This is a genomic window from Aerococcus sp. HMSC10H05 (genome assembly GCF_001806975.1).
Lineage (GTDB): Bacteria > Bacillota > Bacilli > Lactobacillales > Aerococcaceae > Aerococcus > Aerococcus viridans_B.
Genome location: NZ_KV786989.1, coordinates 26,241 through 52,402 on the forward strand (window position 1 = coordinate 26,241; position 26,162 = coordinate 52,402).

The following is a 26,162-nucleotide window of genomic DNA, read 5'->3' on the forward strand; positions in this document are numbered from 1 at the left end:
CTAAACGACATTTGTCACATCCTTTTTTAGTTTTCTTTATCTATTATTAAGCGAATTCTTTTTGGTCCTTCTACTCGAACTGAATAGATAATTGTACGGATTGCGTTTGCAACGCGGCCACCCCTGCCAATCACCCGGCCAACATCATCAGGATGTAGCAACAAATGGTATTCTAAAAATTCATCTCCATCAACAATGTTCAATTGGACTTCATCAGGATGATTCACCAATGGTTTCACAATTGTTAACAATAAATCTTCAATGTTTGGCATATCATTCATAGTGTTTACGCTTATTTGTTAGCTGATTTAGCTTCTAATTTACTTTCGTGATGTTTTTTCATAACGCCTTGACGAGATAAAATGTCACGAACTGTATCAGTTGGTTGCGCACCATCTTTTAACCATTTTAAAGCCAACTCTTCATCTAATTCGATAGTTTCTGGTTGAGTTGTTGGGTTGTAAGTACCAATTTTTTCAATGATACGACCATCACGTGGTGCACGTGCGTCTGCTGCAACGATACGGTAGAATGGGTTACGTTTAGCACCCATACGTTTTAAACGAATTTTTACTGCCATGAGTAAGTTCCTCCTAAAAATTAAGTATTTTTATATATTTAAAGCCTTAAAAGCTCATCACAAGTAAACATGATAACAAGTTTTCATCAGCTTGTAAAGTATTTTCTCTTTACAGGGGGAATTAATTTTATAAATGACCTTATTTCCCTTTTCTCTTTGCTTTTTTCAGTTTACGAGCCATTTGTTTGGCTTGTAATTCAGCGACACGGTTCTTGTTGCGGTTACCGCCGCCACCAAATCCACCGAAGCCACCACCGCCTAGGCCACCCATCATGTTTTGAAGGGCACCCATGTTGCCATTAGACATCGCTGACATGATTTTACGTGACTCGTTAAATTGTTTAATCAACCGGTTCACTTCCTGTAATGTAGTAGCTGAACCTTTTGCAATTCGGCGACGACGAGATTGGCTAATTGAATCTGGATTTTCTCGTTCAAATGGCGTCATCGACTGAATCATCGCTCTGGTTTGGGTCATTTGTTTTGGATCAATATTCAAATCATCTAAATTCCCCAACTTATTCATTCCTGGAATTAACTTCAAGATATCTTTCATTGAACCCATCTTATTCATTTGGTCCATATTTTTCATGAAGTCATTGAAGTCATAGGTATTTTCACGCATCTTAGCTGCCATCGCTTCTGCTTCATTTTCATCAAACTCCGCTTGTGCTTTCTCAATAAGGGTTAACATATCCCCCATACCTAAGATACGGTTCGCCATACGGTCTGGATAGAAACGCTCAATCTCAGTTAATTTCTCACCAGTACCAGTAAATTTAATTGGTTTACCAGTTACAGAAACGATAGATAATGCAGCACCACCACGAGTGTCACCATCTAGTTTAGTTAAGACAACCCCAGTAATATCTAACTCGTCATCAAAGGCCTTGGCAACGTTAGCTGCTTCTTGACCAGTCATTGAATCAACCGTTAGTAAGATTTCATCCGGTTCCACTGCCGCCTTGATATCTTTTAACTCAGTCATCAATCGTTCATCAATTTGTAGTCGACCAGCTGTATCGATGAATACTAAGTCATGACCATTCATTTTAGCATGTTCAATTGCTTTAGTAGCAATCTCAACCGGACTAACTTGATCACCCAAAGTAAAGACTGGTAAATCTAATTGTTGACCAATTGTTTGTAATTGGTTAATAGCAGCCGGACGGTAGACATCCCCCGCTACTAATAATGGTTTCTTGTGGCCATTTTTCTTTAAAAAGGCCGCTAGCTTACCAACAGTAGTGGTTTTACCAGCACCTTGAAGACCAGCCATCATAATTACTGTTGGTGGTGCGGTTGCAAATTGAATATCTTCGTGCTCTCCACCCATTAAGTCAGTTAATTCATCGTTTACAATTTTAACGACTTGTTGCGCTGGCGATAATGATTGTAATACTTCACTATTTAACGCACGTTCATTGACACGCTTAACAAAGTTCTTCACTACTTTGAAATTTACGTCAGCTTCTAATAAAGCTAGACGTACTTCACGCATCATTTCTTTTAAATCGCCCTCGGTAATCTTACCTTTCTTCCCCATGTTTTGGACAGCGCCTTGTAGCCTATCCGATAAACTTTCGAAAGCCATTCTTAATAACACTCCTTATTTATTCATCTTAGCCATTCAATTCGGATGGTGATTTGTTAAAATTCCTCATTTGCTTAATCACGGTTATCGATTGCAATGAATTGCTTCATATAGTCCGCTAGCTGTGTATCATTAGGGTATTTTTTTGCTACATAAGAGGCCATTTTTTCCCCTACTGCTCCTCTAGCATAATAATCACGCGCTAAATGCAAATGATTTTCATACTTCAACAAACTTTTTTCGGTCCGTCGAATGTTATCATAAACTGCTTGTCTTGACACATCAAAATGTTCTGCGATTTCTCCTAAAGAAAAATCTTCAGCATAGTACAGTTCAATATAAACACGTTGTTTTTCAGTTAATAAATCCCCGTAGAAAATCAAAAGGGTATTCATTTCATTTGTTTTTTGAATCTCCATCTAATCCTCTTCTATCTGTCTAAAATTTGTCAAGCAGTTTTCCTTTACAAGTGTTTAGTATACACTATCAAACTCACTGAATCAACGAAACGTCCCAAGTCGATTCACGCCCTTTGACAAATTAACGTCAACATTTATATACGATAAAATAAGAAAAAATCGAGGACTACATTATAGCCCCCGACCTTTCCATTTTATTGAATAGTTAAGCTTTTGGATCTTTTAATCCAGCTAATTTTTTCACGATATATACTAGTCCCGTAATCACTAGCACGATTAAAAGAATAATACCCCAAGTTACAAGCGTCAACGGTTCTGTCCCAAAGACATTGTTTAAGAAGGGTAGATAAACAACCAATAACTGTAACACAACTGAGAAAGCAATTGCTGCAAGTAATAATTTGTTTTGGAAGAAGGTTTTATCTAACCCAAATCCATTTAAACGACGAACATTCAAGATATGGAATAGTTGTGCTATTGCCATGTAAGTAAAGGTGGCTGTTTGGGCATACATTAAGCCCATATCAAATATGTTATGGAATAAGAAGAATACGCCAAATGCACCTAGTCCAATAATGACCCCTGAAATAATGATGCGGCTTAGGAAAGTTCTATTCACTAAACCAGATTCTGGATCTCTTGGTGGATGATCCATGACATTGTCCTCTGCTTTTTCATAAGCCAGAGCAATTGCTGGTCCAATATCTACTAGTAGGTTTAAGAACAAGATATGTAGTGGTTGAATTGGCATTGGTAACATGAAGACAATTGTTGATAAAATCGCAACAATTTCTACCATATTACAAGCGAATAAGAAGGAAATATACTTTTTGATATTTTCAAAAATGATTCGGCCTTCACGAACAGCATCTACAATCGTCCCAAAAGCATCATCGGTTAAAATCATGTCAGAAGCTTCTTTAGCAACCTCGGTACCACGAATACCCATAGCTACACCGATATCTGCACCATTTAAAGCCGGTGCATCATTGACACCATCACCGGTCATCGCCACAACATCCCCCTTCATCTTGGAAGGCACGAACAATCTGCAATTTATTTTCCGGTGAAACCCGGGCAAAAACAGCGACATCACGAATTTTATCAATAAAGTCTTTATCTTCATGAATAGCATCTAATTCTTTACCAGTCATGGTATTTTCATGGTTTTCAATCCCAATATCACGTGCAATCACCGAAGCAGTTCTTGGGTGGTCTCCCGTAATCATCTTCACCTGAATACCAGCCGCCTGTGTTTGGGCCACAGCATCTTTCACGTCTTGACGTGGTGGATCAATAATACCGAATAAACCATCAATGGTTAAAGTATTCGTATGATTTTCTAACCACGCTTCCATGTCGTCAGCTAATTCATCCGCTTCAGCTTGATCTTTAACCGTATATGAAGCTAGCGCAATCACGCGGTTGCCATCTTCTGTTAAAATATTATTCTTCTCTTGCCAGAAATCAACTTCATCTTTTTCAGTGGCCACTAAATCTAGGACAACGTCCATCGCACCTTTCACAATTAAACGGTGAATATCATTTGGAAAATGGTAAAGGGCTGCCATATATTTCTTTTCAGAATCAAATGGGATTTCTGCAACAAGTTGATAGTCATTATCCCTTTCCCACTGAGGTGATAAACCAATTTTATGGCCCAGAACTGTTAAAGCCCCATCCGTTGGGTCACCTTTAATCGTATAAGGATCTTGATTGTCTTCATCTTCATCTGCCAACTCTGCTTCTTCTTCACCATCTACTACGGCATCCCGTTCAATTAAGCGAGCATCAGATGATAAGTAACCATCCGTAATCAATTTCAATATCATCGCTTTGTCATCATCTAACTTGTCGACATCTTCAATTGATTCAATCTCAAAAGTTACTTTTTCCCCATCTTGTGTAATAGCGCCTTCAGGGGTATAGCCTGACCCTGAAACTTCATATTGCCTATCATTTTTAATAATTAAACTTTCAACCAACATCTGGTTTTCTGTTAAAGTACCGGTCTTATCTGACGCAATAATTGACGTAGACCCTAAGGTTTCCACTGCAGAAAGTGTCTTAACTAAAGCTTGGTGCTTTACCATCGTCTGCATACCATTTGATAAGGTAATCGTTTGAACAGCTGGCATAGCTTCTGGAATCGCTGCTACGGCTAGAATAACCGCAATATGTAAGATTTCATTCACTGGATTACCATTAAATAAACCGATAGCAACGACTAGACCTGCTGCTATAAATGCCACAAAAATTAAGGCTTTCCCCAGCTGGTCAACTTCTTTACCTAAAGGCGTTTGTTGATCTTTGTCACCGGTCATCATTTCAGAAATACGGCCAACTTCAGTTGCCATTCCTGTACCAGTTACAACAACTTGCGCCTTACCACGCGTCACTGCAGTACCTGAAAAGACCATATTTAATCGGTCACCAATAGACGCTTCTTCATCATAAGTCGCTTCTGGATCCTTATCTACCGCTTCAGACTCACCAGTCAATGAAGCTTCCATCACAGCAAAGTTGTTGCTCGTTAATAAACGACCATCTGCTGCAATAGCATCTCCTTCAGCAAGAACCATCACATCACCTGGGACTAATTGAGAAGAATCAATCTCAACCTCTTCCCCGTTTCGGATCACATGTACACTAGTATTGACCATATCCTGCAAGGCTTCTACAGACTTTTGCGCTTTAATTTCTACAAAATATCCAGTCAAAACCGAAATAAGAACAGCCAGCATCACGGCTATAGCTTCAATCCAATCACCCATTGCGATTGAAATTATGGCTGCGACGGCTAGTAAATAAACGATAATATTATTTAAATTATCTAATAGGATCTCCCACTTAGACTTACTATCCGATTCTTGTAACTTATTTTCCCCATAGTTTTCTAAACGTTCAGAAACTTCTTGGTCACTCAATCCTTTAGTCTTCGATGTTTCTAATTCATCGATGACGTCTTGTAACTTTTTTTGATAAATGTTTTTACTCATCGCCTCTTCCTTTCTTTAATAGAACTTTCAACTCTATTTGTAAATCATGTTAACATAATATTTTATTCATTAAAAGTCATAAAGGCTACCGATAACTTATTAATTAGGTATAATAAAAAAATATAAATAGGTATTTTCCCAAGATAAAAAGGTTGGAAGCGTTCCCTCCAACCTCAATATTTTTTATAAAATTTTCTGCTACTTAAAAATCTACCGCATGCCCTTGTAAAATTGCGTAACTATTTTAGTTGGTGAGACTGGGACAAAATGTCTCAGCCTCTCTTTACTATATAAGAACGTTTATCATTGGATTCCAAAAGTCAGCATTGTCCGATACTTCCCAAATGTCTCCAATAATATTTCATTATTGTTCGCCTTTTGGTCCAGTACGTCAATGCTTAACGACTTTTGTCTCACCTTCGATTTACTCAGCACTCGCTAAAGCTTGCTTAGCCAACAACAATGCCCCTGTAATCCCAGCATCATCACCAAGCTTTGGTAACTGGATATAATCTGTCATAGCTGGCAATTCCACATAATTAGCAACCGCTTTAGCCACTTGTGTACGAATCTTATCCAATAATTGCGCTTGATGCATTACACCACCACCTAATATTACGCGTTCTGGCGCTAAAGTTAAGGTATAGTTAGCAATGGCTTGACCTAAATAATTTGCCACATAATCCCAAACTTCATGGTCAGCAGGTAAATCAGCACCCTTGATGCCTGTTCTCTTTTCAATCGCTGGTCCTGATACTAATCCTTCAATACAATTACCGTGGAAAGGACAAGCCCCTTCAAAGTGGTCATACGGATCTTGAGCAACCTTAATATGGCCCATCTCAGGGTGACTATATGCATGGTAAATTTCCCCATTCATAGAGAATCCACCACCAACACCAGTCCCAATCGTTAAATAAAGACAAGATTTAGCCCCTTTTGCTGCACCCATCGTGTTTTCAGCAAGTGATGCCCCGTTCACATCAGTCGTCCAAGCAATCGGTTTATCGCCAAACCACGTCTGCATTTGCCCAACAAAATCATAATTCTGCCAAGATAACTTGGGTGTTGAGGTAATGTAACCATAAGTTGCTGAATCATGGTTCACATCAATTGGTCCAAAGGATGCGATCCCAAAACTTGCCAATTCATATTGATCGAAGAAAGCTTTTAATTCACCCATCGTTTCTTCTGGAACTGTTGTATCAATCCGTACTTGATCAATGATATTCAAGTCTTGGTCAGCTACTGCACAGATAAATTTCGTCCCACCAGCCTCAATACCGCCGTATAATAAATCTTTTGTCATCGTTTAAAGCCTCCAATTATTGATATCGTTTCCAACATTATACAATACTTTCTACAATTGTAAAAAAGAGGTATGACACTTTTGCCATCACCTCTCTTCAAATTTGGTTAAATATTTTTATACTATCTACTATTAGCTAAGCTTCTTCAAAAAATTGACCAGGATGCTCAATTGCTCGGACACGAACAATTTCTGGCATTTCGTTTAACTTCGCAACCAAATTAGCCACTTTTTCATGGTCTAATTCTTCTAAATCTACTAATGTATAAGCAAAGTCCCCTCGACCACGGTTCACCATATTCGCAATATTCATTCCTTGTTCTGCAACAAAGGTTGAAATCTTACCAATCATGTTTGGAATGTTCCGGTTAATGATTGTAATACGAACTGGTGAGTTAAAGCTCATTTGTACAGATGGGAAGTTAACTGAATTAACAATATCCCCAGTTTGTAAAAAGCGTTTTAAGTTTCCAGCTGCCATACGGGCGCAATTGATCTCTGCTTCCTCAGTAGACGCACCTAAGTGTGGTAACACACGGATTTTTTCATGGTGTAATAAATCTGCATCCGCAAAGTCCGTAGTATAACCTCCAATACGGTTTTCATTAACGGCTTTTAAAACTGCCGCTTTATCTACGATTGGCCCCCGAGCAAAATTATATAATTGGACATCTTCCTTCATCATAGCCAACTCACGCTCACCAATCATACCACGAGTTGAATCCATTAAAGGTACATGAACAGTAATGAAATCACAGGTTTTCAATAAATCTTCTAATTCCATCACACGGTTAACACGACGAGAAATACTCCAAGCTGTATCTACAGATACATATGGGTCATAACCGTACACTTCAATGCCTAAACGGTAAGCATCATTAGCAATCATGGCCCCAATAGCACCTAAACCAATAACACCCAATTTCTTTCCTTCTAATTCATTACCAGCAAATTGTTTCTTATTCGCTTCAACAATCGCTTCAACATCATCATCTGGACCAAACTTGTAGTTTTGAATCCATTCATGTCCTTGAATAATGGGACGAACAGATAATAATAAATTAGCTAATACTAACTCTTTCACCGCATTCGCATTTGCACCTGGTGTGTTAAAGACCACAATACCTGCCTCAGTAGCACGTTGAGTTGGGATATTATTAGTACCCGCACCAGCACGCGCAATCGCTTTTAATGAATCGTTAAAGGTCATATCACGCAAATCTTTAGAACGTAAAATTAATGCATCCGGATCATCATTTTCATTTATAGCATATTTCTCTCGCTCAAAACGCGCCATACCCTCAGCTGCAATCGCATTATAGGTCCTTAATTGATAAACTTTCTCTTTTAATTCCATATTTTTAAATTCCTCCATACCTTAAAGCAGGGACAATGTCTTGATATATGTTTGACTATTATTATTGATATGATTTATTCTACAAAAATTAAAATTAAACAATTTTACCATCTAGCCATTAAAATTCGATTATCCCTCAATAAAGTATAATTAGACAGGTAATTGCTTATTCAATTTTTAAATTTGGAAGAATAATAGCAAGTCAATCATTTCCCTAGTGTATCAATAGCTATTTTAGTAAATATTAATTTAATCATTTTTGTAAAATTTAACGCTAAGCAAAAACTAAATTCTAAAAGCATGATTAGCTAACAAAATGAGCTGAGGTAAAGCCGAGGCTGAAACTACCTAGCATGCCTTAGCAGTGAAAAAGGATGTCTGCCCCATATCAGAGAGTTTGAGGGAAAGTGTAACAAAAGGCGCTCAGACTCAGAACACTGGAGTAAATCGTCGGAGTGATAACAAATCACGTAGACTATTTGCGAAGTGGCGTTGAGTTTGCCTTTTGGAGCCTGATTATGCCTTACTCTCTGAATCGTCAGGCAAGGAATTAGACCTTGGCTAATTCCGGTCCCACTACATTTAAGGCAATGCTAGAAGTAGTGCAAGCCGAAGGCTCATTACATTTCTATTTATTTTCTTCTTCAAATGCTTTCATAAATTCGACTAATGCTTTTACACCTTCCAACGGGAAAGCATTATACAAGCTAGCACGCATACCACCCACTGAACGATGACCTTTTAATTGCTTAAAGCCAGCAGCATCTGCCTCAGCAATAAATTTCTTATCCAATTCTGGATCATTCGTTAAAAACGGAATATTGGTGTATGAACGGTTTTCTACTTTTACATTATTTACAAATAAATCAGATTGATCAATGTAGTCATACAATAAGTTCGCACGTTCTTTAGCATGCTTATACATTGCCTCTTGTCCGCCTTGTGCTGCTACCCATTCTAATACCAAACCAACCATGTAAATCGCAAATGTTGGTGGTGTATTGATCATAGACCCTTTACCTGCTTGTGTTGCATAAGAGGAGAAGTCTGGTAGAGATGTATCTTCCTTTAATAAATCTTCACGCACAATAACAATTGTTACCCCTGAAGGACCCAAGTTCTTTTGGGCACCAGCATAAATTAAACCGAAGTCTTCTACATTATAGTCATTCGCTAAAATATTAGATGACATATCCGCTACTAGAGTTACACCATCAAAATTCGGGATTTCATGGTAAGTCACGCCACCGATTGTTTCATTAGTGGTGATATGTAAGTAAGCAGCCTCTGGATCAACAGCTTCAGCAGCAATATCAGGTACAGAAGTAAACCCATCTGCTTTAGAAGACGCAATTTCTTCAACGCTCACAGCTTCTAATACTTGCGCAGCTTTAATGGCTTTTGTGGCCCATGAACCAGTATTCACGTATTGAACCTTCTGTCCTTTCGCCAAGTTTGCTGGGACCATTGAAAATTGTTGTGTTGCCCCACCCTGTAAGAATAAAACTTTATAATGATCAGGAATATGCATTAAATCACGTAATTGTTGTTCAGCTCGTTCGATAATATCAACGAAGGAGGATGAGCGGTGACTCAATTCCATTACGGACATGTCTGTACCGTTGTAATTTAAAAGTTCCGCTTGTGCTTGTTCTAATACAGCCTTAGGCAAGACTGCCGGACCAGCTGAAAAATTATAAACAGTTGTCATTTCATTTCCTCCATCTATAGGTTCATATATTTTGAACGACTTCACATCGTCACCACTATTATATGCTTTCATCTAATTTTAATCTACCCTTATTTAAACTTATTTTTCTCTCATTTTTATACTAAATAGCACTTTGTGCATATTAAAAATCGAATATATTCCTTAATTTAATACTTTTTATACGCTTATAAACCGGTCATTCACAAACATATATATAACGTTCGTGTATTAGAAAGTAGACTTAAATACAGATTGGTCACCAACTAGTACATATATTGTCCTTTCTACATTTTATAAGTTATAATTTGATAAAAGACTTTAAGGGAGTGAGCGCATGAAATTGTATATGAAGCAAAAGGTATTTTCGTTGAAGCAAGATTTTAATATTTACGACCACAATCAAACACCCTTATTTCGTGTATCAGGTAAATTATTTTCACTTGGTCGTCAATTACGGATCTACGATGCCCTAACAGATGAAGAACTAGCTTATGTAAAAGAAACACCCTTTCGCTTATTAACCCAACTAAAGATTTACCGAGACAATGATTATGTGGCTACTATCCAACAAAAATTGACATTTTTTAAAACCAAGATGGCCATTCAAGATTTAGGTTGGACAATTGAAGGAGATTTTTTAGATTGGCGTTATGTTATTAAAGATGCACATCATCAGACAATTGCAGAGGTTGAAGCAAAATTGCTATCTTGGTCAGACACTTTTGAAATCACCATTGATGACACTGAAGTAGATCCCATTATTGTACTTGCGATCATTCTTGCAATTGATACCATCCGTGACAAGCAACAATCTGGTTGAGAAACGTAAAAATGATGACCAATCACTTAGCTGAAACCGCTATAATAGAAGTGTACTGAAAATACATCCCAACAATTTTCAGTACATCAATTTACTTTAGCGCAACAGCTAAAACATTTTTCTTCAACACAAACAGGCCTGCACTCATTCCAGGCCTGTTTTTTTGTGGATAAATTTCAAAAATTGCTTATGGTAAAATGTAGAAAAGACTGTCTAAAGTAGGTGAAATAATGAAGATCATGTTAGTAGAAGATGATTTAGTGATTGCCCAAAGTTTAGCCACCGCTTTAAATAAATGGCAATATGAAACAATCATTACAGAAAATTTCGAAGATATCCTTGGTGAATTCAAGCACCATAACCCACAATTAATTTTAATGGATTTAAACTTGCCTAATTATAATGGTTATTTTTGGACCCAGGAAATTCGAAAGTTTTCCCAAGTACCCATTATCTTTATTTCCTCAGTTGGCGAACCGGTTGATATGGTGATGGCGATTCAAATGGGCGCTGATGACTATATTACAAAACCAATTGATATGCAGGTTACAGTTAGTAAGATTCAAGCTTTACTTAGAAGAACTTATACCTTTTCTATGGAAATAGGTGCTAATACTTTTCAACTCTCGGGGGCCACACTTGATACCAATAAAGCCAAAGTTACTTTCAACCAGGCAGAAGTTAGCCTCACCTTTACCGAACTACAAATTCTTCTGGTCCTATTTCAAGCTAAGGGAGACTATGTAGCCCGTGAGAGGATTTTAGATTTCTGTTGGCAAAATGATCAATTTATTGACGACAACACTTTAGCTGTAAATATGACTCGAATTCGCAAAAAATTACGACAAATTGGCTTAGATAATTTTATTCAAACGAAGAAAAAATACGGCTACCGCATCAAAGCGGAATCATATTAAATGCCTAACATCTAATAAGAAAAACAGATAATAAAAGAGAGGTAACCTATAAATGAAACAATTGATTCAACGTTTTGTCCGTCAAGAAGGTATGACCTTACTCTTTTTGTCCATCTTTTTTGCCACTATTATATTAATATTTTTCTTGTTTGACTTATCTAAGTCAGTACTAGAATTATTACTATGGTTACTCTTCATTATCAGCATTATTTATTTTACTGGTCGAATGCTCTATCAAAAAGAACAGAGAAATTTACTAGCTGAGAATGAAGCATTAAAAATGCAAATAACTACGATTAAGAATAGTGCCCTCCAACAACAAGCTGATACGGAGGAATACTTTTTAATGTGGGTACATCAGATGAAGACGCCCATTACCGCTAGCCAACTTATCCTCAACCAATCAAGTGAGCAAAGCGCCAGTTACTTAAAACAAAAAATGGTAGAAATTGAAAACTATACTAATATGGCATTGCATTATTTACGACTAGTCAATCCCGATCGTGACCTAACATTTACAAATGTTTCACTAGATACAATCATTCGACCTTTAATCAAGAAATACCGGGTACAATTTATTCAACAACAGGTGAAATTACATTATGAAGCCATTAACGAATCGATTGTTACTGAAGCTAATTTAACCAGTTTAATGATTGAACAAATTTTAAATAATGCCTTAAAATATACGAGTGATGGTGATATTTGGATTCAATTTAACGCTCAAAATATGTCGTTATCGATTAAAGATAATGGCAAAGGAATTCGTGAAAGTGATCTACCAAAGATATTTGACAAAGGCTTTTCAGGTTTTAATGGTCAGTTAAATGAAAAATCATCCGGTATCGGTTTATATTTGGTTAAAACAATTGCTACACGGCTTAACCAACGCGTCACTGTCACTTCCACAGTGAATGAAGGCACAACTTTTACCATCTATTTACACCAACATGTACCCTCTATCTATTGAAAAATACCTTTATCGAATGAACCTTACAATTTTGTAAGGTTTCTTTCTTGTTTTGTAAGAATAGATAAATGTAGACATGGCTTATCTTCGGCATAATACAACTATAAGCAAATTTGTCACATGAAAAGGAGGAAATCACATGTTATTAGATGTAGAAAACGTTAAAAAAATGTATAAAACTAAGGGGAATGAAACAACTGCCCTACAAAATATTGACTTTGCCGTGAATGAAGGTGAATATGTTGCAATCATGGGGGAATCCGGTTCAGGTAAATCGACCCTATTAAACATCATTGCCACTTTCGATAAAGCCACCGAAGGTAAAGTAACCTTAGCAGGCCAAGACCTCACAACCATTAAAAGTAAGGAAATTGCCCAGTTCCGTCGGGAAAAATTAGGTTTCATTTTCCAAGATTTTAACTTATTAGATACTTTCTCAAATAAAGACAATATCTTACTGCCATTGGTCTTATCCAATGTACCTGTAGGTGAAATGGAAAAGCTACTAGAGGAAATTGCTCAACCACTTGGTATCGCTAATTTATTAGATAAATTCCCATACGAAATTTCTGGTGGACAACGACAACGGGTAGCTATTGCCCGAGCAATCATCACCCAATCTAACTTATTATTAGCGGACGAACCAACGGGTGCCTTAGATTCAAAATCATCAGAGCAAATTCTAGACATTTTTAAGCAAATCCATCAAAGTGGTAACACTATCTTAATGGTTACCCACTCAATCCCCGCTGCAGCAAGTGCCGGACGAGTACTTTTCATTAAAGATGGCGTTGTCTACCATGAATTATACCGCGGTGAAGCAAATGACCAAGAAATGCGCGAACGAATTGCACAAAGTTTAACCATGTTAACGAATCGAGGTGTGTAACATGCGCCTAGGAATGCTAACAAAACTGGCAGTGACCAATATTAAGAATCGTGCTACTGTATACTTTCCCTACTTTCTATCCTTTACCTTATTGATGGGTTTGGAATACATTATGGCATCCTTAATGACCAATGATTTTGTTCAAGAACGAAATGCACAACTTCCAACAATCATTGCCTTTGCCATCTTACTATCTACGATTTTAATTACTATTTTTACCATTTATGCCAATAACTTCATCCAAAAACAAAGGCGGCTTGAATACGGTTTATACACCGTCCTCGGTCTAGAGCGTAAGCATATTTCACTGATGATGTTGATTGAACAATGCATCTTATGGATCACTAGTACCACCTTAGCCACAGGTATCGGTTTTATCTTTGGAAAAATAGTCTTCATTATGATCAACAAACTGATGAAAGACACCGGTGCCACCCTAATGGATTATCCATTCTCTCTGGGTGTTGCTGGTTATACAGTTGCTGTCGGTGGTTTAATTATATTCTTCGTATATTTGATCAATAATATTCGTCTTAATCGGTTACAAGCAACAGAACTATTACAAGCAAAAAAAGCTGGGGAAAAACAGCCTAAAGCAAATATACTTGTCCTACTTATCGGCTTAGTGACAATGGGGGCTGGTTACTATTTTGCCTTAACAATCTCAAACGCTATGAGTCAGTTGCCACTCCTATTTGGTACAATTCTACTGATTATCATTGGTACCTACTGCCTATTTATCAGTCTTTCAATTCTTGTTTTAAAATCCTTACAGAAAAATAAAAAACACTACTATAAACCAGAGAACTTTTTAATGATTTCAGGCATGTTATACCGGATGCGGGCAAATGCCGTTTCACTAGCATCTATCGCCATCCTTTGTACAGGTATCATCGTTACTATTGGTACAACCCTATCCCTATATATGGGGATGTCATCTATTATTGAAGGCGCAACCCCCCGTCAATTTGAATTGACTTATATTGTGTCAGAAAATGGTGAACAGGAAAAACTTACTGAGGAAGATTTTCTTACTGATATATCAAACTACTTAGGTGAAGACATCAATACAAGCTTCGCATCGGGCTATGACCTAACCATAATTAGTGCACGCTTTAATAATGGTGTTTTCCAGCCAGAAAGTGATGAACCAGAATGGCTCGCTTACTTATTACTCACAACAGTGGATGACTTCAATGAACTGTACGGAGAAGATTATCAACTTGAAGAAAATCAAGCACTGTATGCTAGTCAAATTAAAAACGCAAAAGAGTTAGACCAAATTACCCTATTAGCTGAAGACGACAACAAGCAAGTATTAGACTTACAGGCTATCGACGAAACCTACATGCCAACCAATTACGTTGGCGACATTATGTATCTAGTTGTTCCTAATGAAGACGTCCTAAATGAAATCCGTGAAAACTTCTTAATCAGTGTCTACGGTAGTGACGAACCAATTAAAGCTGAGCCTAGTCAAAGTCTCTACTTTGATGTAGATGATGAAGAACAAGCCAAAGAAATTGAACAAATGATTGTGGATAATCCTGATTCATTGACCCTTGGCAATCATATTTATCGCATCTCCTCAAAACAAAGTATGACCAAAGAACTATACAGTTTAAATGGTGGTTTCTTGTTCCTAGGTATGATTGTTGGTATTGTACTCATTATTGGTACAATCCTAATGATTTACTTTAAGCAAATTTCAGAAGGTTATGATGACAAAGAAAAATTCGATATCATGGACCAAGTTGGTCTACCTGATAGCTTGATCAAGCAAACTATCCAAAAACAAGTCTTTTGGATATTCGCCCTACCAAGTATCGTAGCAGTCTTAAACGCCATCATGGCATATAAAATTGTCATGTCGCTATTACGAACACTAGGCCTAATCGCTCCTACAACCGTACTTACAGCTTATGGTATTGTGATTGTCGTATTCATCGCCATCTATGCCATCTGTTACCTCATTACCTCTAAAATGTACTACGCAATCATAAAGAAAGAAATGTAAATAACCAGGTCTTAAAAAAGTATCGACGCAGTAAAGTCCTAAAATATTTTTCGATAGAATCAAACTTTTCATCAACACTATTTATTATAGAACCAAAAAAAATAGACTAACTTAGCCATTCATCTATGGCTTAAGTTAGTCTATTGCTATCTATTAAAGTTAAACTTCTACTACATCTTTAATCAATTGATAAATAAATTTCTCTGCATCAAATACTTGCAGATCATCCACTTTTTCACCAAGTCCGATAAATTTAACCGGAATATCCATTTCATAGCGAATCGCAAAGATCACGCCACCCTTAGCCGTTCCATCAAGTTTAGTTAAGACGATACCGTCAATATCCACAGTCTTATCAAACTCTTTAGCTTGGACTAGCGCATTTTGACCTGTTGTTGCATCGAGTACTAATAAAATTTCATGTGGCGAACCTGGTAATTCTCTTGTTAAGATACGTTTCATTTTATCTAATTCGTTCATTAGATTAATTTTAGTTTGTAAACGTCCAGCGGTATCTACTAATAAGTAGTCGTAGCCACCTTCACGCGCAGTTTTAGCCGCGTCAAAGGCTACAGAAGCTGGGTCTCCTTGCGCTTTACCAGTGACAATTGGCACATCAATACGGCGTGCCCATTCTTCTAATTGTTCAATCGCACCCGCACGGAAAGTATCCCCTGCAGCAAGCAAGACTTTTTTACCATCTTGTTTCAATTGGTAAGCCATTTTACCAATGGTAGTTGTTTTGCCGACACCATTGACCCCAACAAATAAAACAACAGTTGGACCATCTGGATTTTCATTGATTTCAACATCCGGCTCGCCACCCTTGTCGTAAATATCCACCATCTTCTCAATGATGACATCCTTTACTTCTTCACCTGATCTAGCACCGCGACGTTGCACTTCCTCACGCACTGCATCAGATAAGGCAAGTGTCATATCAAAACCAACATCAGAAGAAATGAAAGTCTCCTCTAAATCATCAAAGAATTCATCATCTACTTGACGGAAACCAGCAAATAATTCATTCATACGCTCAGAGAAAGAACGACGTGTCTTCTCAACACCCTTATCGTACTTTTCAAAGACAATCTGTTCTTGGCTAGGTGATTCAGATTGACGCTGTTGCTCAACAATCTCATCCTCACCCGTAAACGCGCGTTTAATACGGTCAAATAATCCCATCATATCACTCCTTTACTAAAATAAAATCTCGTTTGTAATCTTAAAATATAGGTTAAATAATATTTCAACAAACCTACTTATATCGAATCGTAAAAATAGTCTTCCTGACTAAAATTGTTTTAATATTGTCCCCTGAGAAACTATTAAACCCAATTTTCAAGAAGTAAATGTCATTTGATAACGTTGACATTATGATACAAATTTTAAATTTAATTTACTGACTACTTCTTGTATTAAATAGTGTCAGTCGTGTTCAACATAAGGCTGGAACTATCCTAGCATGCCTTAGCAGTGAAAAAAGGATGACTGACCCATATCAACCTGTTAGGAATTTATTCCTTACAGGCTGAATCGTCAGACAAGGAATTAGACTTCGGCTAATTCCGGTCCCACTGCATTTAAGGCAATGCTAGAAGTAGTGAAAGCCTACGGCTTACCTACAATTTTAGAAAATTACCTTTAACTCTTTTAAAATTTAAAATAGTTATTATAACTATTAATTGTCTGTTTCAAAGAAAACAAAATGATCAATGGCTTTAGCCACACCATCATTTTCATTCGAGTCCGTGATGTAGTCAGCGAACGCTTTGACATCTGGTCGACCATTTTCCATTACGACTGATGTGCCGGCCCATTTAAGCATCGCTAAGTCATTCTCCTCGTCCCCAATGACCATCACTTGGTCTTTAGTTAATTCTAAAATATCGGCTAAATGACTCACACCAGTCCCTTTATCAACCCCTTTAGGCATAATTTCTAATTGGAATGGATGACTACGCATCACTTCAAAATCTTCATATACCCAACTTGGAATTTGATCAATCATACCCATTAAATGATCCGTTTCTGTATTCACGACTACCTTAAAAATGGCCGTTTCTGGATCTAAATTGTCCATATCAAATTGTTTGAACGGTAAGAAATTCATTGTTTCTTGATAAAGACCTGGATGATTTTCAGGGAATGGGAATTGATACACCGCATCGATCAAGACCGCTTCAAGTGGTAATTCAAGAGACGCCATCACGTCATATAACCGTTTAGCATCCGCCATAGACATGGTCACTTGACTAGCCACCTTACCCGTCTTATTTTCAACGACGAGTCCCCCATTATAGGTAATTGAATAGTGATCAGCAGTATTGGTTTCTAAAATATCCAAGAATTGTTGAATCGCTTCAAGTGGTCGCCCTGTACAAATAGCGACATCCACACCATTATCAATCGCCTTTCTGACCATAGTACGGTTACCCTCACTAATGGTCTTATCATCCCGTAACAAAGTGCCATCTAAATCAATTGCAATTAATTCAATCATAATACCCTCATATTTCTATCTCATATTTTTTTACTTGATTACTTATATTTTGCCACACTTCAAAAGGAAAAACGACTAAACTCACTTTAATTTGATTATTCTAGTAAATTCTCATCGAAATCTTCTAAACGAACTGCCGCTAACTTAGAGACCCCAGCATCCTGCATGGTCACCCCATACAAGATATTAGCTGATTCCATAGTCCCCTTACGGTGAGTAATCACAATAAATTGCGTTTTATTCGCAAAATCACGTAAGAACTGACCATAACGTGCAACATTAGCTTCATCAAGTGCCGCTTCTACCTCATCTAAGATAGAGAATGGGACAATTTTCACATCTAAAATCGCAAACAACAAAGCAATCGCAGTCAAGGCTTTCTCCCCACCTGATAGTAAGGATAAATGTTGAAGTCGCTTACCAGGTGGTTGTGCCTCAATATCAATACCAGATTCTAACAGATTATCTGGTCTCGTCAATTTCAGACTCGCACGACCACCACCAAACAATTTAGGGAAGATACTTTCAAAAGCATCTCGTATAGCGATGAAAGCTTGCTCAAATCGTTCAGCCACCTCTTCATCCATCTCAGAGATTGTTTGATAAAGTTTTTCTTTAGCTGCTAACACGTCATCTCGTTGCTTTTGCATAAAGATAAACCGTTCATTTACTTCTTCAAACTCATCAATCGCTGCTAAATTGACCGGTCCAATCTGCTCAATTTCCTTTTTCAACTGACGAACTTTTAAGGAAGCTGATTCCATAGACATCGTTAATTCTGACGTTGCTCTCGCCCGTTCAAAGGTCAACCCATATGCTTCCCTTAGATGGGTTAAATGATTGTCAATTGATACTTCATATCGTGAAGCTGTTGCCTCCACTTTAGCTTGCTTTTCAAGCAATTCTTGGAGGTGAGTGTTCATTTCTTTGACTTCTTGGTCTAAGACGTCAGCCTTATTCTGTGCCTCATTGCGGACTTTTCGTACCGCTTTTAGTTCAGCTTCACAAGCTTTCTGTGCTTTCACAGCAGCTTGATAGTCAGCTTCCAAGCTACCAGAAGTTTCAGAATTGGATAAAATAGCTTCCTGCATCAACTTAAGTTCTGCTTCTACTTGACTTACCTGATTTTCTTTTGCTGCTAATTCAGCTGCTTGACCTGTTAATTGACTTTCAACTTGGCTATATTGTGATTTTAAGACTGCTAAATCTGTTTCAGCAGTCTGCAATTGCCCTTGTAATTGCTGCCGTTTTTCGGTTTTATCAGTAGCCGATAAGTTCATATCTTCAATCAGTTGCTTCAATTGATCTACTTGTTCATCAATTTCTTTTAAATCCGCTACTAATTTTGCTTTAGCTTTTTCTCGTTTCGTCTTCGTTTTTAAAGCAGAAGCTTGCAGGTTTTCGCTCGTTTTTAAAGCCTCAGTGAGTGCTGCAATTTGTCCAGTCAACTGGTCAATTTGATTGGTTAACGCACGTTCACTAAAACGGGCTTCATCCCCTTGTGCTTTAATTGTTTCAAGTTCTTTGACCATTTCTTCAGCTTCTTGTGATGCTTTTTGCGTCGCTTCTTGTAAGCTTGTTACGGAAGCGGTCAAGGACTTGATTTCCTGACTTAAATGGTCGATATCTGTCTTTCTTGATAATAGACCAGCATTGTGATTGCGTTTCGTTGCCCCACCAGTCATTGACCCACCAGCGTTGATCACATCTGATTCGAGCGTCACAATGCGGTAGCGAGAATATAAGGTTTTGGCAATGGCACGGGCATTATCAATATGATCAGCGACAATGACATTCCCCATTAAATTCGCCATAATTTGTTGGTATTGGTGATCAAAGTCAACTAAATCAACCATCACGCCGATAAAGCCAGGCATTGACTGAATTTTATTCAAGTCACTAGGATTTACTGACCGACCCTTAATCACATCTAGTGGAAGGAAAGTCGCCCGTCCTGCACGTTGCCGCTTCAACTCACTAATTAATTGGCTAGCGACCTGACCGTTTTGGGTAACAATGTTTTGCATAGCCCCAGCAAGCGCGGTTTCTACGGCTCCAGTATATTTATCTGGCACGCGTAGCAATTGGGCGATTGCCCCGTGGACACCCGGTATTTTATCCGATAAGTCTAAAGCAGCCTTCACTCCTTGATAGAAACCAGCATGGTCACGGTCCAAATCTTCCAGCGATTCCTTGCGGGCAGTGGCCTGCATCAACCGTTGATTGACTTGGTTCATTTCTTCATTCGCTCGGTAAGCCTCATCTTGCTTGGCTTTTACCGCTTGGTTTTTAGCTTGATATTGGCTAAGTAAGGTTTCAATCTCCTGACCCAAACTTTCTTTATCCGCTTCAGCCTGAGCTAATTGATCTTTTAAATCAGCTAAGGTCGTTTCTTTTTCTGTTTGGTCTGATTGGTCTTTTTTCAGTGTGGCCGCTTCATTGGCCATATCTTTTTCAAGCTGGCTCAAGTCATTTTGTAAGCTAGATTGCTTTTGCAAGGCGGTAATATACTCTGTCCGCTTAGCTTGAACTGCTGCTTCAGAATCATCTGAAAGGTCTTCAAGGGCAGACAGTAAACGATCACGGTCAGAAGCTTTTTCAGCGATTTCCTTTTCCATATCTCCTAATTGGGCTTTTAATTGGATAATAGTCGCTTTAATATCCTTCACCAAAGCCTTCAAACTATCAAGGTTTTCAGCTTGGCTGGCTTGATTATTCTCCTTAAAAAGGACCTTTTGGTGGTGAACTTGAATTTTAGCTTGTAATTGCTCAGCATTTTTGACCAAATCTACATACTGAGCTTGTAATTCATTCACAGACGCATCTGCTTGACTCGCTTTATCTTTATACTCAGCAAGAAGCGCTTGTGTCTCGTTTAAGGTAGCCCGCCGTTTATGAATATCCTCACCGTAAGCTTGGATATCATTCTTCGCAACTTGCCACTGTTCGTTTAAGGTTTCAATCTGAACGGCTGTTAGCGCAATCTCAATTTCAGATAACTCAGCCTTTGATTCCTTGTAATGTAAAGCAGCATTTTTCTGTGCTTCTAGGGGTTCAATCCGGTCAGAAATCTCCGATAAGATATCATAGATTCGGTGCAAATTCTCTTCGGTATGTTTCAACTTCCGCTCAGCTTCATGCTTACGCGACTTGTACTTCATAACCCCAGCAGCTTCTTCAAAAATCCCCCGTCTATCCTCAGGTTTTTGGGTGAAAATTTGTTCCACCTTACCTTGAGAAATAATTGAAAATGAATCTCGGCCTATCCCAGTATCCATCATCAACTCCGTGATATCACGCAAACGACATGGACGACGGTTAATCATATATTCAGAATCCCCAGCCGCTGTATAGCGCCGGCTAACTGCTACTTCATCGGTATCAAAAGCTAAAGACCGGTCACTATTATCAAAAGTTAGGGTGACTTGCGCATACTGCCCCTTACGACGGTCTTCAGCACCAGCGAAAATAACATCAGACATCTTAGACCCACGCAAGGTCTTGGCAGATTGCTCCCCCAAAACCCACTTAATGGCCTCTGTAATATTCGACTTCCCTGAGCCGTTTGGTCCTACAATAGCTGTAAACCCATTATCAAATTCGATTGTCGTCTTATCCGCAAAGCTTTTAAAGCCGACCATTTCAACTGTTTTTAGGTACACAGGCTAATTCCTTTCTCCCACTATTTCTTCAACATCGTTAAGGCATTAGCCGCAGCAGCTTGCTCCGCCGCCTTCTTAGAATGGCCCACACCTCTTCCAATAATTTCATCAGATAAACGAACAGCCACATGAAACTCTTTACTGTGTGCTGGACCAGACTCACGCTCAAGTTCATAGGTCAATTGAATCGCACCATCTTTTTGTAACTCTTCCTGTAAAGCAGTCTTCGCATCTGACAAACGTGTAAACTCCCCATTCTTGATCTTAGGATAAATGGTTAGGGACATCAAATGCTCTATCGCATCTAACCCAAGATCAAGATAAATTGCACCAAGTACCGACTCAAATAAATCACATAATAAAGATGGGCGCTTGCGGCCATTACTTGCTTCCTCACCATTACCCAAACGGACAAACTGGTCGAAACCACACTCCACACAACGTTTAGCCAATGACTCCTCACGAACAATTAAAGCACGTAAAGACGACATCCGTCCTTCATCCATTTCAGGATAATGTCTGTATAAATAATTAGACACCACTAACTCTAAAACCGCATCCCCTAAAAATTCAATTCGTTCATTATCTTCTAAAGATAACTTTTGGTTCTCATTCACATACGAAGAATGGGTAAATGCCTCAATATAATGCCTTTCATCCTGCATCTTCAAATCAAACCGGTCTTTCAATAAGGCCTTCACACCTGATAAATCCATGAAAATTCCTCCTTCTTCAATTTCAATAAAATAAGGCTGGACAACCAACTGCCAGCCTCCTCAAACATCAAACCATACGCCTACTGATGGCTATCGATATATTTTACAATATCCTCAACAGTTCTAATCTCTTCCACATCATCATCAGAAATTTGGATACCGAAATTATCTTCCAATTCCATCACCAATTCCACAACATTTAACGAATCCGCACCTAAATCCTCTGTAAACGACATCTCAGGCGTCACACTAGAAGCCTCCACACCGAAACGTTCCACAATTAAAGCCGCTACTTGTTCAAAAGTTGTACCCTCTACCATGAAAATCCTCCTAAATAAAATCCTAAGTTACACATCAACTAAAACCTTTTATTTTTGAAAATGGGGAAGTGCTATCGAGCTAGCCCCACTTTCAGTAAAATTATTCTGCCTTCTTCACAGGCATTTCTTTTTCAAATGTTGTCGCCAATTCCTCAATAATACCTGATTCTACAATTGTCACTGCTTGTAATATTGTATGGAAGACACTCGTTGCATTTGAAGAACCGTGGGCTTTTAATACTGGTGCTTTAACACCAAATAAAATACCACCACCTGCTTGGTCTAAATCAATTTTAGTCATCAACTCTTTTAATGACCCTTTGATGAGTAAACCACCAAGTTTAGCGCTAATGCCACCGTCCATAATCGCATTTTTAACCAATTTCATCACAGCAGCTGCTGTTCCTTCCACTGATTTTAATACGGCATTGCCTGTAAATCCATCAGCAACGACAATATCAGAAACCCCGTTTAAAATTTCACGAGATTCGATATTCCCAGTGAAGTTTATCTGATCATTGGCTTTTAATAAACCAAAAGCTTCTTTCGTTAAATCATTCCCCTTATTCTCTTCAGTACCGTTATTTAATAAACCAACTGAAGGTGCAGCTTTCTTCAATACCGCACGGGCATAGGCTGTCGCCATGACTGCATATTGATTTAAATAGGACGCTTTCGATTCCGCATTAGCACCACAATCAATTAATAATACAGAATCTCCAATATTAGCTAGGTTTGGTAGAGCAGCCATTAAGGCTGGACGCTCAACACCTTTCATCCGGCCAACCACTAGTAAGCCTGCTGTTAATAAAGCACCTGTGTTACCTGCTGAAATCAAGGCATCTGCTTCACCGTTTCGTACTGCACGCGCTGCCATCACCATTGATGATTCACGTTTTGTCCGTACAGCTCTGACTGGATCATCTTCAGATAAAATCTTATCTCCTGCGTGAATAATTTCTACATTTTCAGGTGTAGGCCCTTCAATTTCTGCTTTGATCGCCTCTTCATCCCCATAAAACATGATGGTGACGTCTTTACGTTCAGCTGCAGCTTTTAAGCCACCTAAGACGATTGCTTTAGGTGCATTATCGCCACCCATTGCATCTACTGCAATTCTCATTTCTATGCCTACTTTCTACATTCAATAAATTCAATATAATACCCTTATTATAGCATACCCCAAAGCCACTTGTAGCCTATATAGGCAAAAGGGCTTTAGCTTTTTAATCAGAACTCTTCTTGGCCCTAAGATCCGCACATCACCCATCAATCGTCATGACACTTTAGAATCGCTAGAACAACAATTCACCTAAGCATTGATGGTTATCGTTTGATTGTCTAGCCATTTTGCTAGATGCGCGAATTCAGATTGCCTACCTTCAAAGTAAGGGATAAATTGAATGGCATCTTCACGAGCGACTTCTAAGATCACACCATCTTCTATTGGATCAGCTACTTTAAATTCCGGTAGACCAGATTGGCGAGTACCAAAGTAATCACCAGCACCACGTAATTCTAAATCCTGCTGGCTAAGATAAAAACCATCTGTCGATTCAACCATGATACGCATCCGCTGTTTACCGTTCTCTGTTCTTGGATCAGCTACTAATACACAGTATGAAGCATGCACACCGCGTCCTACCCGGCCCCTCAATTGATGGAGCTGGGCTAAACCAAACCTATTAGCATCTAAAATCACCATATAAGTCGCATTGGGTACATTAACCCCTACTTCGATAACCGTTGTAGACACTAATATTTGCACATCATTATGTTTAAAAGCTTCCATCACTTGGTCTTTTTCCTCGGTACTCATTTGCCCATGTAATAAACCTACAGAAAATTGCCCGCCAAATTGCGCCAGATAAGTTTCATAAATATGTTCAGCATTTTGTGCTTCCAAGGCTTCTGATTCACCGATCAAAGGACAGATGATATAAACTTGCCGTCCTTTTTTGACTTCTCGCCAAATTTGTTCATCTACCTGGGCTTGGCGGTTAGGACGGACCCAAGACGTTTCAATAGGTATACGACCCGATGGCATTTCTTTTAACTTCGAAACATCCATATCCCCCATCATGGTAATCTCCAGTGTACGGGGGATTGGCGTTGCGGTCATATACAAGACATTAGGCGCTTTGAACTCACCTTTAGCCACTAATTTAGACCGTTGGTTAACCCCAAACCGGTGCTGTTCATCAATCACAACCATCCCTAAGTCAGCGAACTGCACATCATCTTGAATTAAGGCATGCGTCCCAATTAACAGGTCAATATCCCCGTTTATTAAGTCGGTTAAGATTTCCCGTCGTGCCTTCGTTTTCGTCGAACCCGTTAACAAAGCTACCTTATAATCCGTTTCTTCAAAAAAGCCTGAAATTGCGGCATAATGTTGGTCAGCCAAAATTTCAGTTGGCACCATCATGGCCCCTTGAAAGCCAGCATCAATTGTTGCCACTAAGGAAATCATCGCTACTACCGTCTTCCCGGACCCAACATCTCCTTGAAGGAGGCGGTTCATCTGGAATGGTTGCCTTAAATCTGCACAAATCTCATTGACCACAGCCTTTTGACCAGCTGTCAATTCAAAAGGGATCGTCTGGATAAAGTCACGCAGGTGATCGTTATCATAAAGTACCTGGGCACCGTTGGCCATTCGACGTTGTTGCAATTTACGCCACTGTAATTTCAAGGCGTACAAGAAGAGTTCTTGATATTTCAATTGCCGGCGTGCTTGCCGGTTATTTTCTTGACTATCTGGAAAGTGGATTTGCTGGATGGCTAACTTATGTGGCATAAGTTGGTATTTCTCCCGCAATGCTTCAGGCAATAATTCCACAATCAAGTCCCCATATAAATCAAGCGCTTGCTTAATTAAATCGGTTAACGATTTCGTCGATAAACCTTGCGTTAAGTGGTAAATTGCTTCAAAATCATTGTCCTTATCGCCCACATTTTGTTGATTAGAGAAAAGTTTCATCCCAACAATTTGCTGTTTCGCCGCTTCAAACTTTCCATAAACAACGATTTCTTGATCAACTTGAATATGCTTTTTTAAGTAGGGCTGGTTAAAGAAGATCACCTGCAATACCTCATGATCCATAGCTAAGCGAAAGGTCAAACGGTTACGGTTGCGCCCAAAATATTGGACAACAGGTGCCGTCACAACCACGCCTTTTACCGAGGCCTTGGTATTATCCACTAATTCTCCGGCCGATTTTACAGAAACATCCTCATAACGAAAAGGGAAATGGTACAACAAATCTTCTACCGTAGAAATCCCAACCTTTTCTAATAATGCCGCTTTTTTCTGGCCGACACCTTTCAAAACGGTCACTGAATCGGATAAAGCACGTGCCATCATCATCCCCCTTAG

The 26,162-nt window shown here is 38.6% G+C and carries 19 protein-coding genes and 1 pseudogene; 5 read left to right on the forward strand and 15 right to left on the reverse strand.

Features of this window, described 5'->3' with window-relative positions:
- Positions 1-26: 26 nt before the first annotated feature.
- From HMPREF3116_RS05665 to serC, 8 genes and pseudogenes are all read right to left on the reverse strand, one after another.
- Positions 27-272 carry a KH domain-containing protein gene (locus HMPREF3116_RS05665; RefSeq protein ID WP_070468285.1) on the reverse strand — a complete coding sequence of 82 codons (246 nt, stop codon included), beginning with the start codon at positions 270-272 and terminating at the stop codon, positions 27-29.
- A 20-nt stretch (positions 273-292) separates the two neighbouring features.
- Positions 293-580 (reverse strand): 30S ribosomal protein S16, encoded by a 288-nt coding sequence (gene rpsP, locus HMPREF3116_RS05670; RefSeq protein WP_070468224.1) that lies wholly within the window; start codon positions 578-580, stop codon positions 293-295.
- Positions 581-719: 139 nt separating this feature from the next.
- The gene (gene ffh, locus HMPREF3116_RS05675; protein WP_070468226.1) at positions 720-2,174 is read right to left on the reverse strand and encodes a signal recognition particle protein; all 1,455 of its coding nucleotides are present in this window, start codon (positions 2,172-2,174) and stop codon (positions 720-722) included.
- A 74-nt stretch (positions 2,175-2,248) separates the two neighbouring features.
- A complete protein-coding gene (locus HMPREF3116_RS05680; protein WP_070468227.1) occupies positions 2,249-2,593 on the reverse strand; it encodes a putative DNA-binding protein in 345 nt (114 codons plus the stop codon).
- 205 nt (positions 2,594-2,798) lie between these two features.
- Positions 2,799-5,592: pseudogene (locus HMPREF3116_RS05685) on the reverse strand (cation-translocating P-type ATPase).
- Between the two features lie 424 nt (positions 5,593-6,016).
- On the reverse strand, positions 6,017-6,901 hold the full coding sequence (locus HMPREF3116_RS05690) for an ROK family protein (protein ID WP_070468229.1): 885 nt from the start codon (positions 6,899-6,901) through the stop codon (positions 6,017-6,019).
- A gap of 136 nt (positions 6,902-7,037) precedes the next feature.
- Positions 7,038-8,258 carry a 3-phosphoglycerate dehydrogenase family protein gene (locus HMPREF3116_RS05695; protein ID WP_070468231.1) on the reverse strand — a complete coding sequence of 407 codons (1,221 nt, stop codon included), beginning with the start codon at positions 8,256-8,258 and terminating at the stop codon, positions 7,038-7,040.
- 628 nt (positions 8,259-8,886) lie between these two features.
- Positions 8,887-9,969 (reverse strand): 3-phosphoserine/phosphohydroxythreonine transaminase, encoded by a 1,083-nt coding sequence (gene serC / locus HMPREF3116_RS05700; RefSeq protein ID WP_070468233.1) that lies wholly within the window; start codon positions 9,967-9,969, stop codon positions 8,887-8,889.
- Between the two features lie 334 nt (positions 9,970-10,303).
- Here serC and HMPREF3116_RS05705 point away from each other — a divergent pair, with 334 nt between their 5' ends.
- From HMPREF3116_RS05705 to HMPREF3116_RS05725, 5 genes are all read left to right on the forward strand, one after another.
- Positions 10,304-10,789 carry an LURP-one-related/scramblase family protein gene (locus HMPREF3116_RS05705; protein WP_070468234.1) on the forward strand — a complete coding sequence of 162 codons (486 nt, stop codon included), beginning with the start codon at positions 10,304-10,306 and terminating at the stop codon, positions 10,787-10,789.
- Positions 10,790-11,019: 230 nt separating this feature from the next.
- Complete coding sequence (locus HMPREF3116_RS05710; RefSeq protein ID WP_070468237.1) at positions 11,020-11,706, forward strand: response regulator transcription factor; 687 nt, start codon at positions 11,020-11,022, stop codon at positions 11,704-11,706.
- A gap of 52 nt (positions 11,707-11,758) precedes the next feature.
- Positions 11,759-12,676, forward strand: a complete 918-nt coding sequence (locus HMPREF3116_RS05715) for a sensor histidine kinase (protein WP_070468239.1) — start codon at positions 11,759-11,761, stop codon at positions 12,674-12,676.
- A 139-nt stretch (positions 12,677-12,815) separates the two neighbouring features.
- Entirely contained in the window at positions 12,816-13,565 is a 750-nt protein-coding gene (locus HMPREF3116_RS05720; RefSeq protein ID WP_070468240.1) for an ABC transporter ATP-binding protein, read from the forward strand.
- 1 nt (position 13,566) lies between these two features.
- Complete coding sequence (locus tag HMPREF3116_RS05725; protein ID WP_070468242.1) at positions 13,567-15,582, forward strand: FtsX-like permease family protein; 2,016 nt, start codon at positions 13,567-13,569, stop codon at positions 15,580-15,582.
- A 159-nt stretch (positions 15,583-15,741) separates the two neighbouring features.
- On the opposite strand, the gene ftsY is transcribed toward HMPREF3116_RS05725, so the two are convergent.
- From ftsY to recG, 7 genes are all read right to left on the reverse strand, one after another.
- A complete protein-coding gene (gene ftsY, locus HMPREF3116_RS05730; RefSeq protein WP_070468244.1) occupies positions 15,742-16,767 on the reverse strand; it encodes a signal recognition particle-docking protein FtsY in 1,026 nt (341 codons plus the stop codon).
- Positions 16,768-17,263: 496 nt separating this feature from the next.
- The gene (locus tag HMPREF3116_RS05735) at positions 17,264-18,085 is read right to left on the reverse strand and encodes a Cof-type HAD-IIB family hydrolase (protein WP_070468246.1); all 822 of its coding nucleotides are present in this window, start codon (positions 18,083-18,085) and stop codon (positions 17,264-17,266) included.
- 95 nt (positions 18,086-18,180) lie between these two features.
- Entirely contained in the window at positions 18,181-21,747 is a 3,567-nt protein-coding gene (gene smc, locus HMPREF3116_RS05740) for a chromosome segregation protein SMC (protein WP_070468248.1), read from the reverse strand.
- Between the two features lie 20 nt (positions 21,748-21,767).
- Complete coding sequence (gene rnc / locus HMPREF3116_RS05745; protein WP_070468287.1) at positions 21,768-22,463, reverse strand: ribonuclease III; 696 nt, start codon at positions 22,461-22,463, stop codon at positions 21,768-21,770.
- Positions 22,464-22,543: 80 nt separating this feature from the next.
- Positions 22,544-22,783 (reverse strand): acyl carrier protein, encoded by a 240-nt coding sequence (acpP, locus tag HMPREF3116_RS05750; RefSeq protein ID WP_070468249.1) that lies wholly within the window; start codon positions 22,781-22,783, stop codon positions 22,544-22,546.
- 100 nt (positions 22,784-22,883) lie between these two features.
- Positions 22,884-23,906 carry a phosphate acyltransferase PlsX gene (plsX, locus tag HMPREF3116_RS05755; RefSeq protein ID WP_070468251.1) on the reverse strand — a complete coding sequence of 341 codons (1,023 nt, stop codon included), beginning with the start codon at positions 23,904-23,906 and terminating at the stop codon, positions 22,884-22,886.
- 189 nt (positions 23,907-24,095) lie between these two features.
- Entirely contained in the window at positions 24,096-26,147 is a 2,052-nt protein-coding gene (recG, locus tag HMPREF3116_RS05760; protein WP_070468253.1) for an ATP-dependent DNA helicase RecG, read from the reverse strand.
- Between the last annotated feature and the right edge of the window lie 15 nt (positions 26,148-26,162).

Coding starts and splice junctions, on each gene's coding strand:
- HMPREF3116_RS05665 (WP_070468285.1), bottom strand. CDS start 272: ATGCCAAACATTGAAGATTTATTGTTAACAATTGTGAAACCATTGGTG.
- rpsP (WP_070468224.1), bottom strand. CDS start 580: ATGGCAGTAAAAATTCGTTTAAAACGTATGGGTGCTAAACGTAACCCA.
- ffh (WP_070468226.1), bottom strand. CDS start 2,174: ATGGCTTTCGAAAGTTTATCGGATAGGCTACAAGGCGCTGTCCAAAAC.
- HMPREF3116_RS05680 (WP_070468227.1), bottom strand. CDS start 2,593: ATGGAGATTCAAAAAACAAATGAAATGAATACCCTTTTGATTTTCTAC.
- HMPREF3116_RS05690 (WP_070468229.1), bottom strand. CDS start 6,901: ATGACAAAAGATTTATTATACGGCGGTATTGAGGCTGGTGGGACGAAA.
- HMPREF3116_RS05695 (WP_070468231.1), bottom strand. CDS start 8,258: ATGGAATTAAAAGAGAAAGTTTATCAATTAAGGACCTATAATGCGATT.
- serC (WP_070468233.1), bottom strand. CDS start 9,969: ATGACAACTGTTTATAATTTTTCAGCTGGTCCGGCAGTCTTGCCTAAG.
- HMPREF3116_RS05705 (WP_070468234.1), top strand. CDS start 10,304: ATGAAATTGTATATGAAGCAAAAGGTATTTTCGTTGAAGCAAGATTTT.
- HMPREF3116_RS05710 (WP_070468237.1), top strand. CDS start 11,020: ATGAAGATCATGTTAGTAGAAGATGATTTAGTGATTGCCCAAAGTTTA.
- HMPREF3116_RS05715 (WP_070468239.1), top strand. CDS start 11,759: ATGAAACAATTGATTCAACGTTTTGTCCGTCAAGAAGGTATGACCTTA.
- HMPREF3116_RS05720 (WP_070468240.1), top strand. CDS start 12,816: ATGTTATTAGATGTAGAAAACGTTAAAAAAATGTATAAAACTAAGGGG.
- HMPREF3116_RS05725 (WP_070468242.1), top strand. CDS start 13,567: ATGCGCCTAGGAATGCTAACAAAACTGGCAGTGACCAATATTAAGAAT.
- ftsY (WP_070468244.1), bottom strand. CDS start 16,767: ATGGGATTATTTGACCGTATTAAACGCGCGTTTACGGGTGAGGATGAG.
- HMPREF3116_RS05735 (WP_070468246.1), bottom strand. CDS start 18,085: ATGATTGAATTAATTGCAATTGATTTAGATGGCACTTTGTTACGGGAT.
- rnc (WP_070468287.1), bottom strand. CDS start 22,463: ATGGATTTATCAGGTGTGAAGGCCTTATTGAAAGACCGGTTTGATTTG.
- acpP (WP_070468249.1), bottom strand. CDS start 22,783: ATGGTAGAGGGTACAACTTTTGAACAAGTAGCGGCTTTAATTGTGGAA.
- plsX (WP_070468251.1), bottom strand. CDS start 23,906: ATGAGAATTGCAGTAGATGCAATGGGTGGCGATAATGCACCTAAAGCA.
- recG (WP_070468253.1), bottom strand. CDS start 26,147: ATGGCACGTGCTTTATCCGATTCAGTGACCGTTTTGAAAGGTGTCGGC.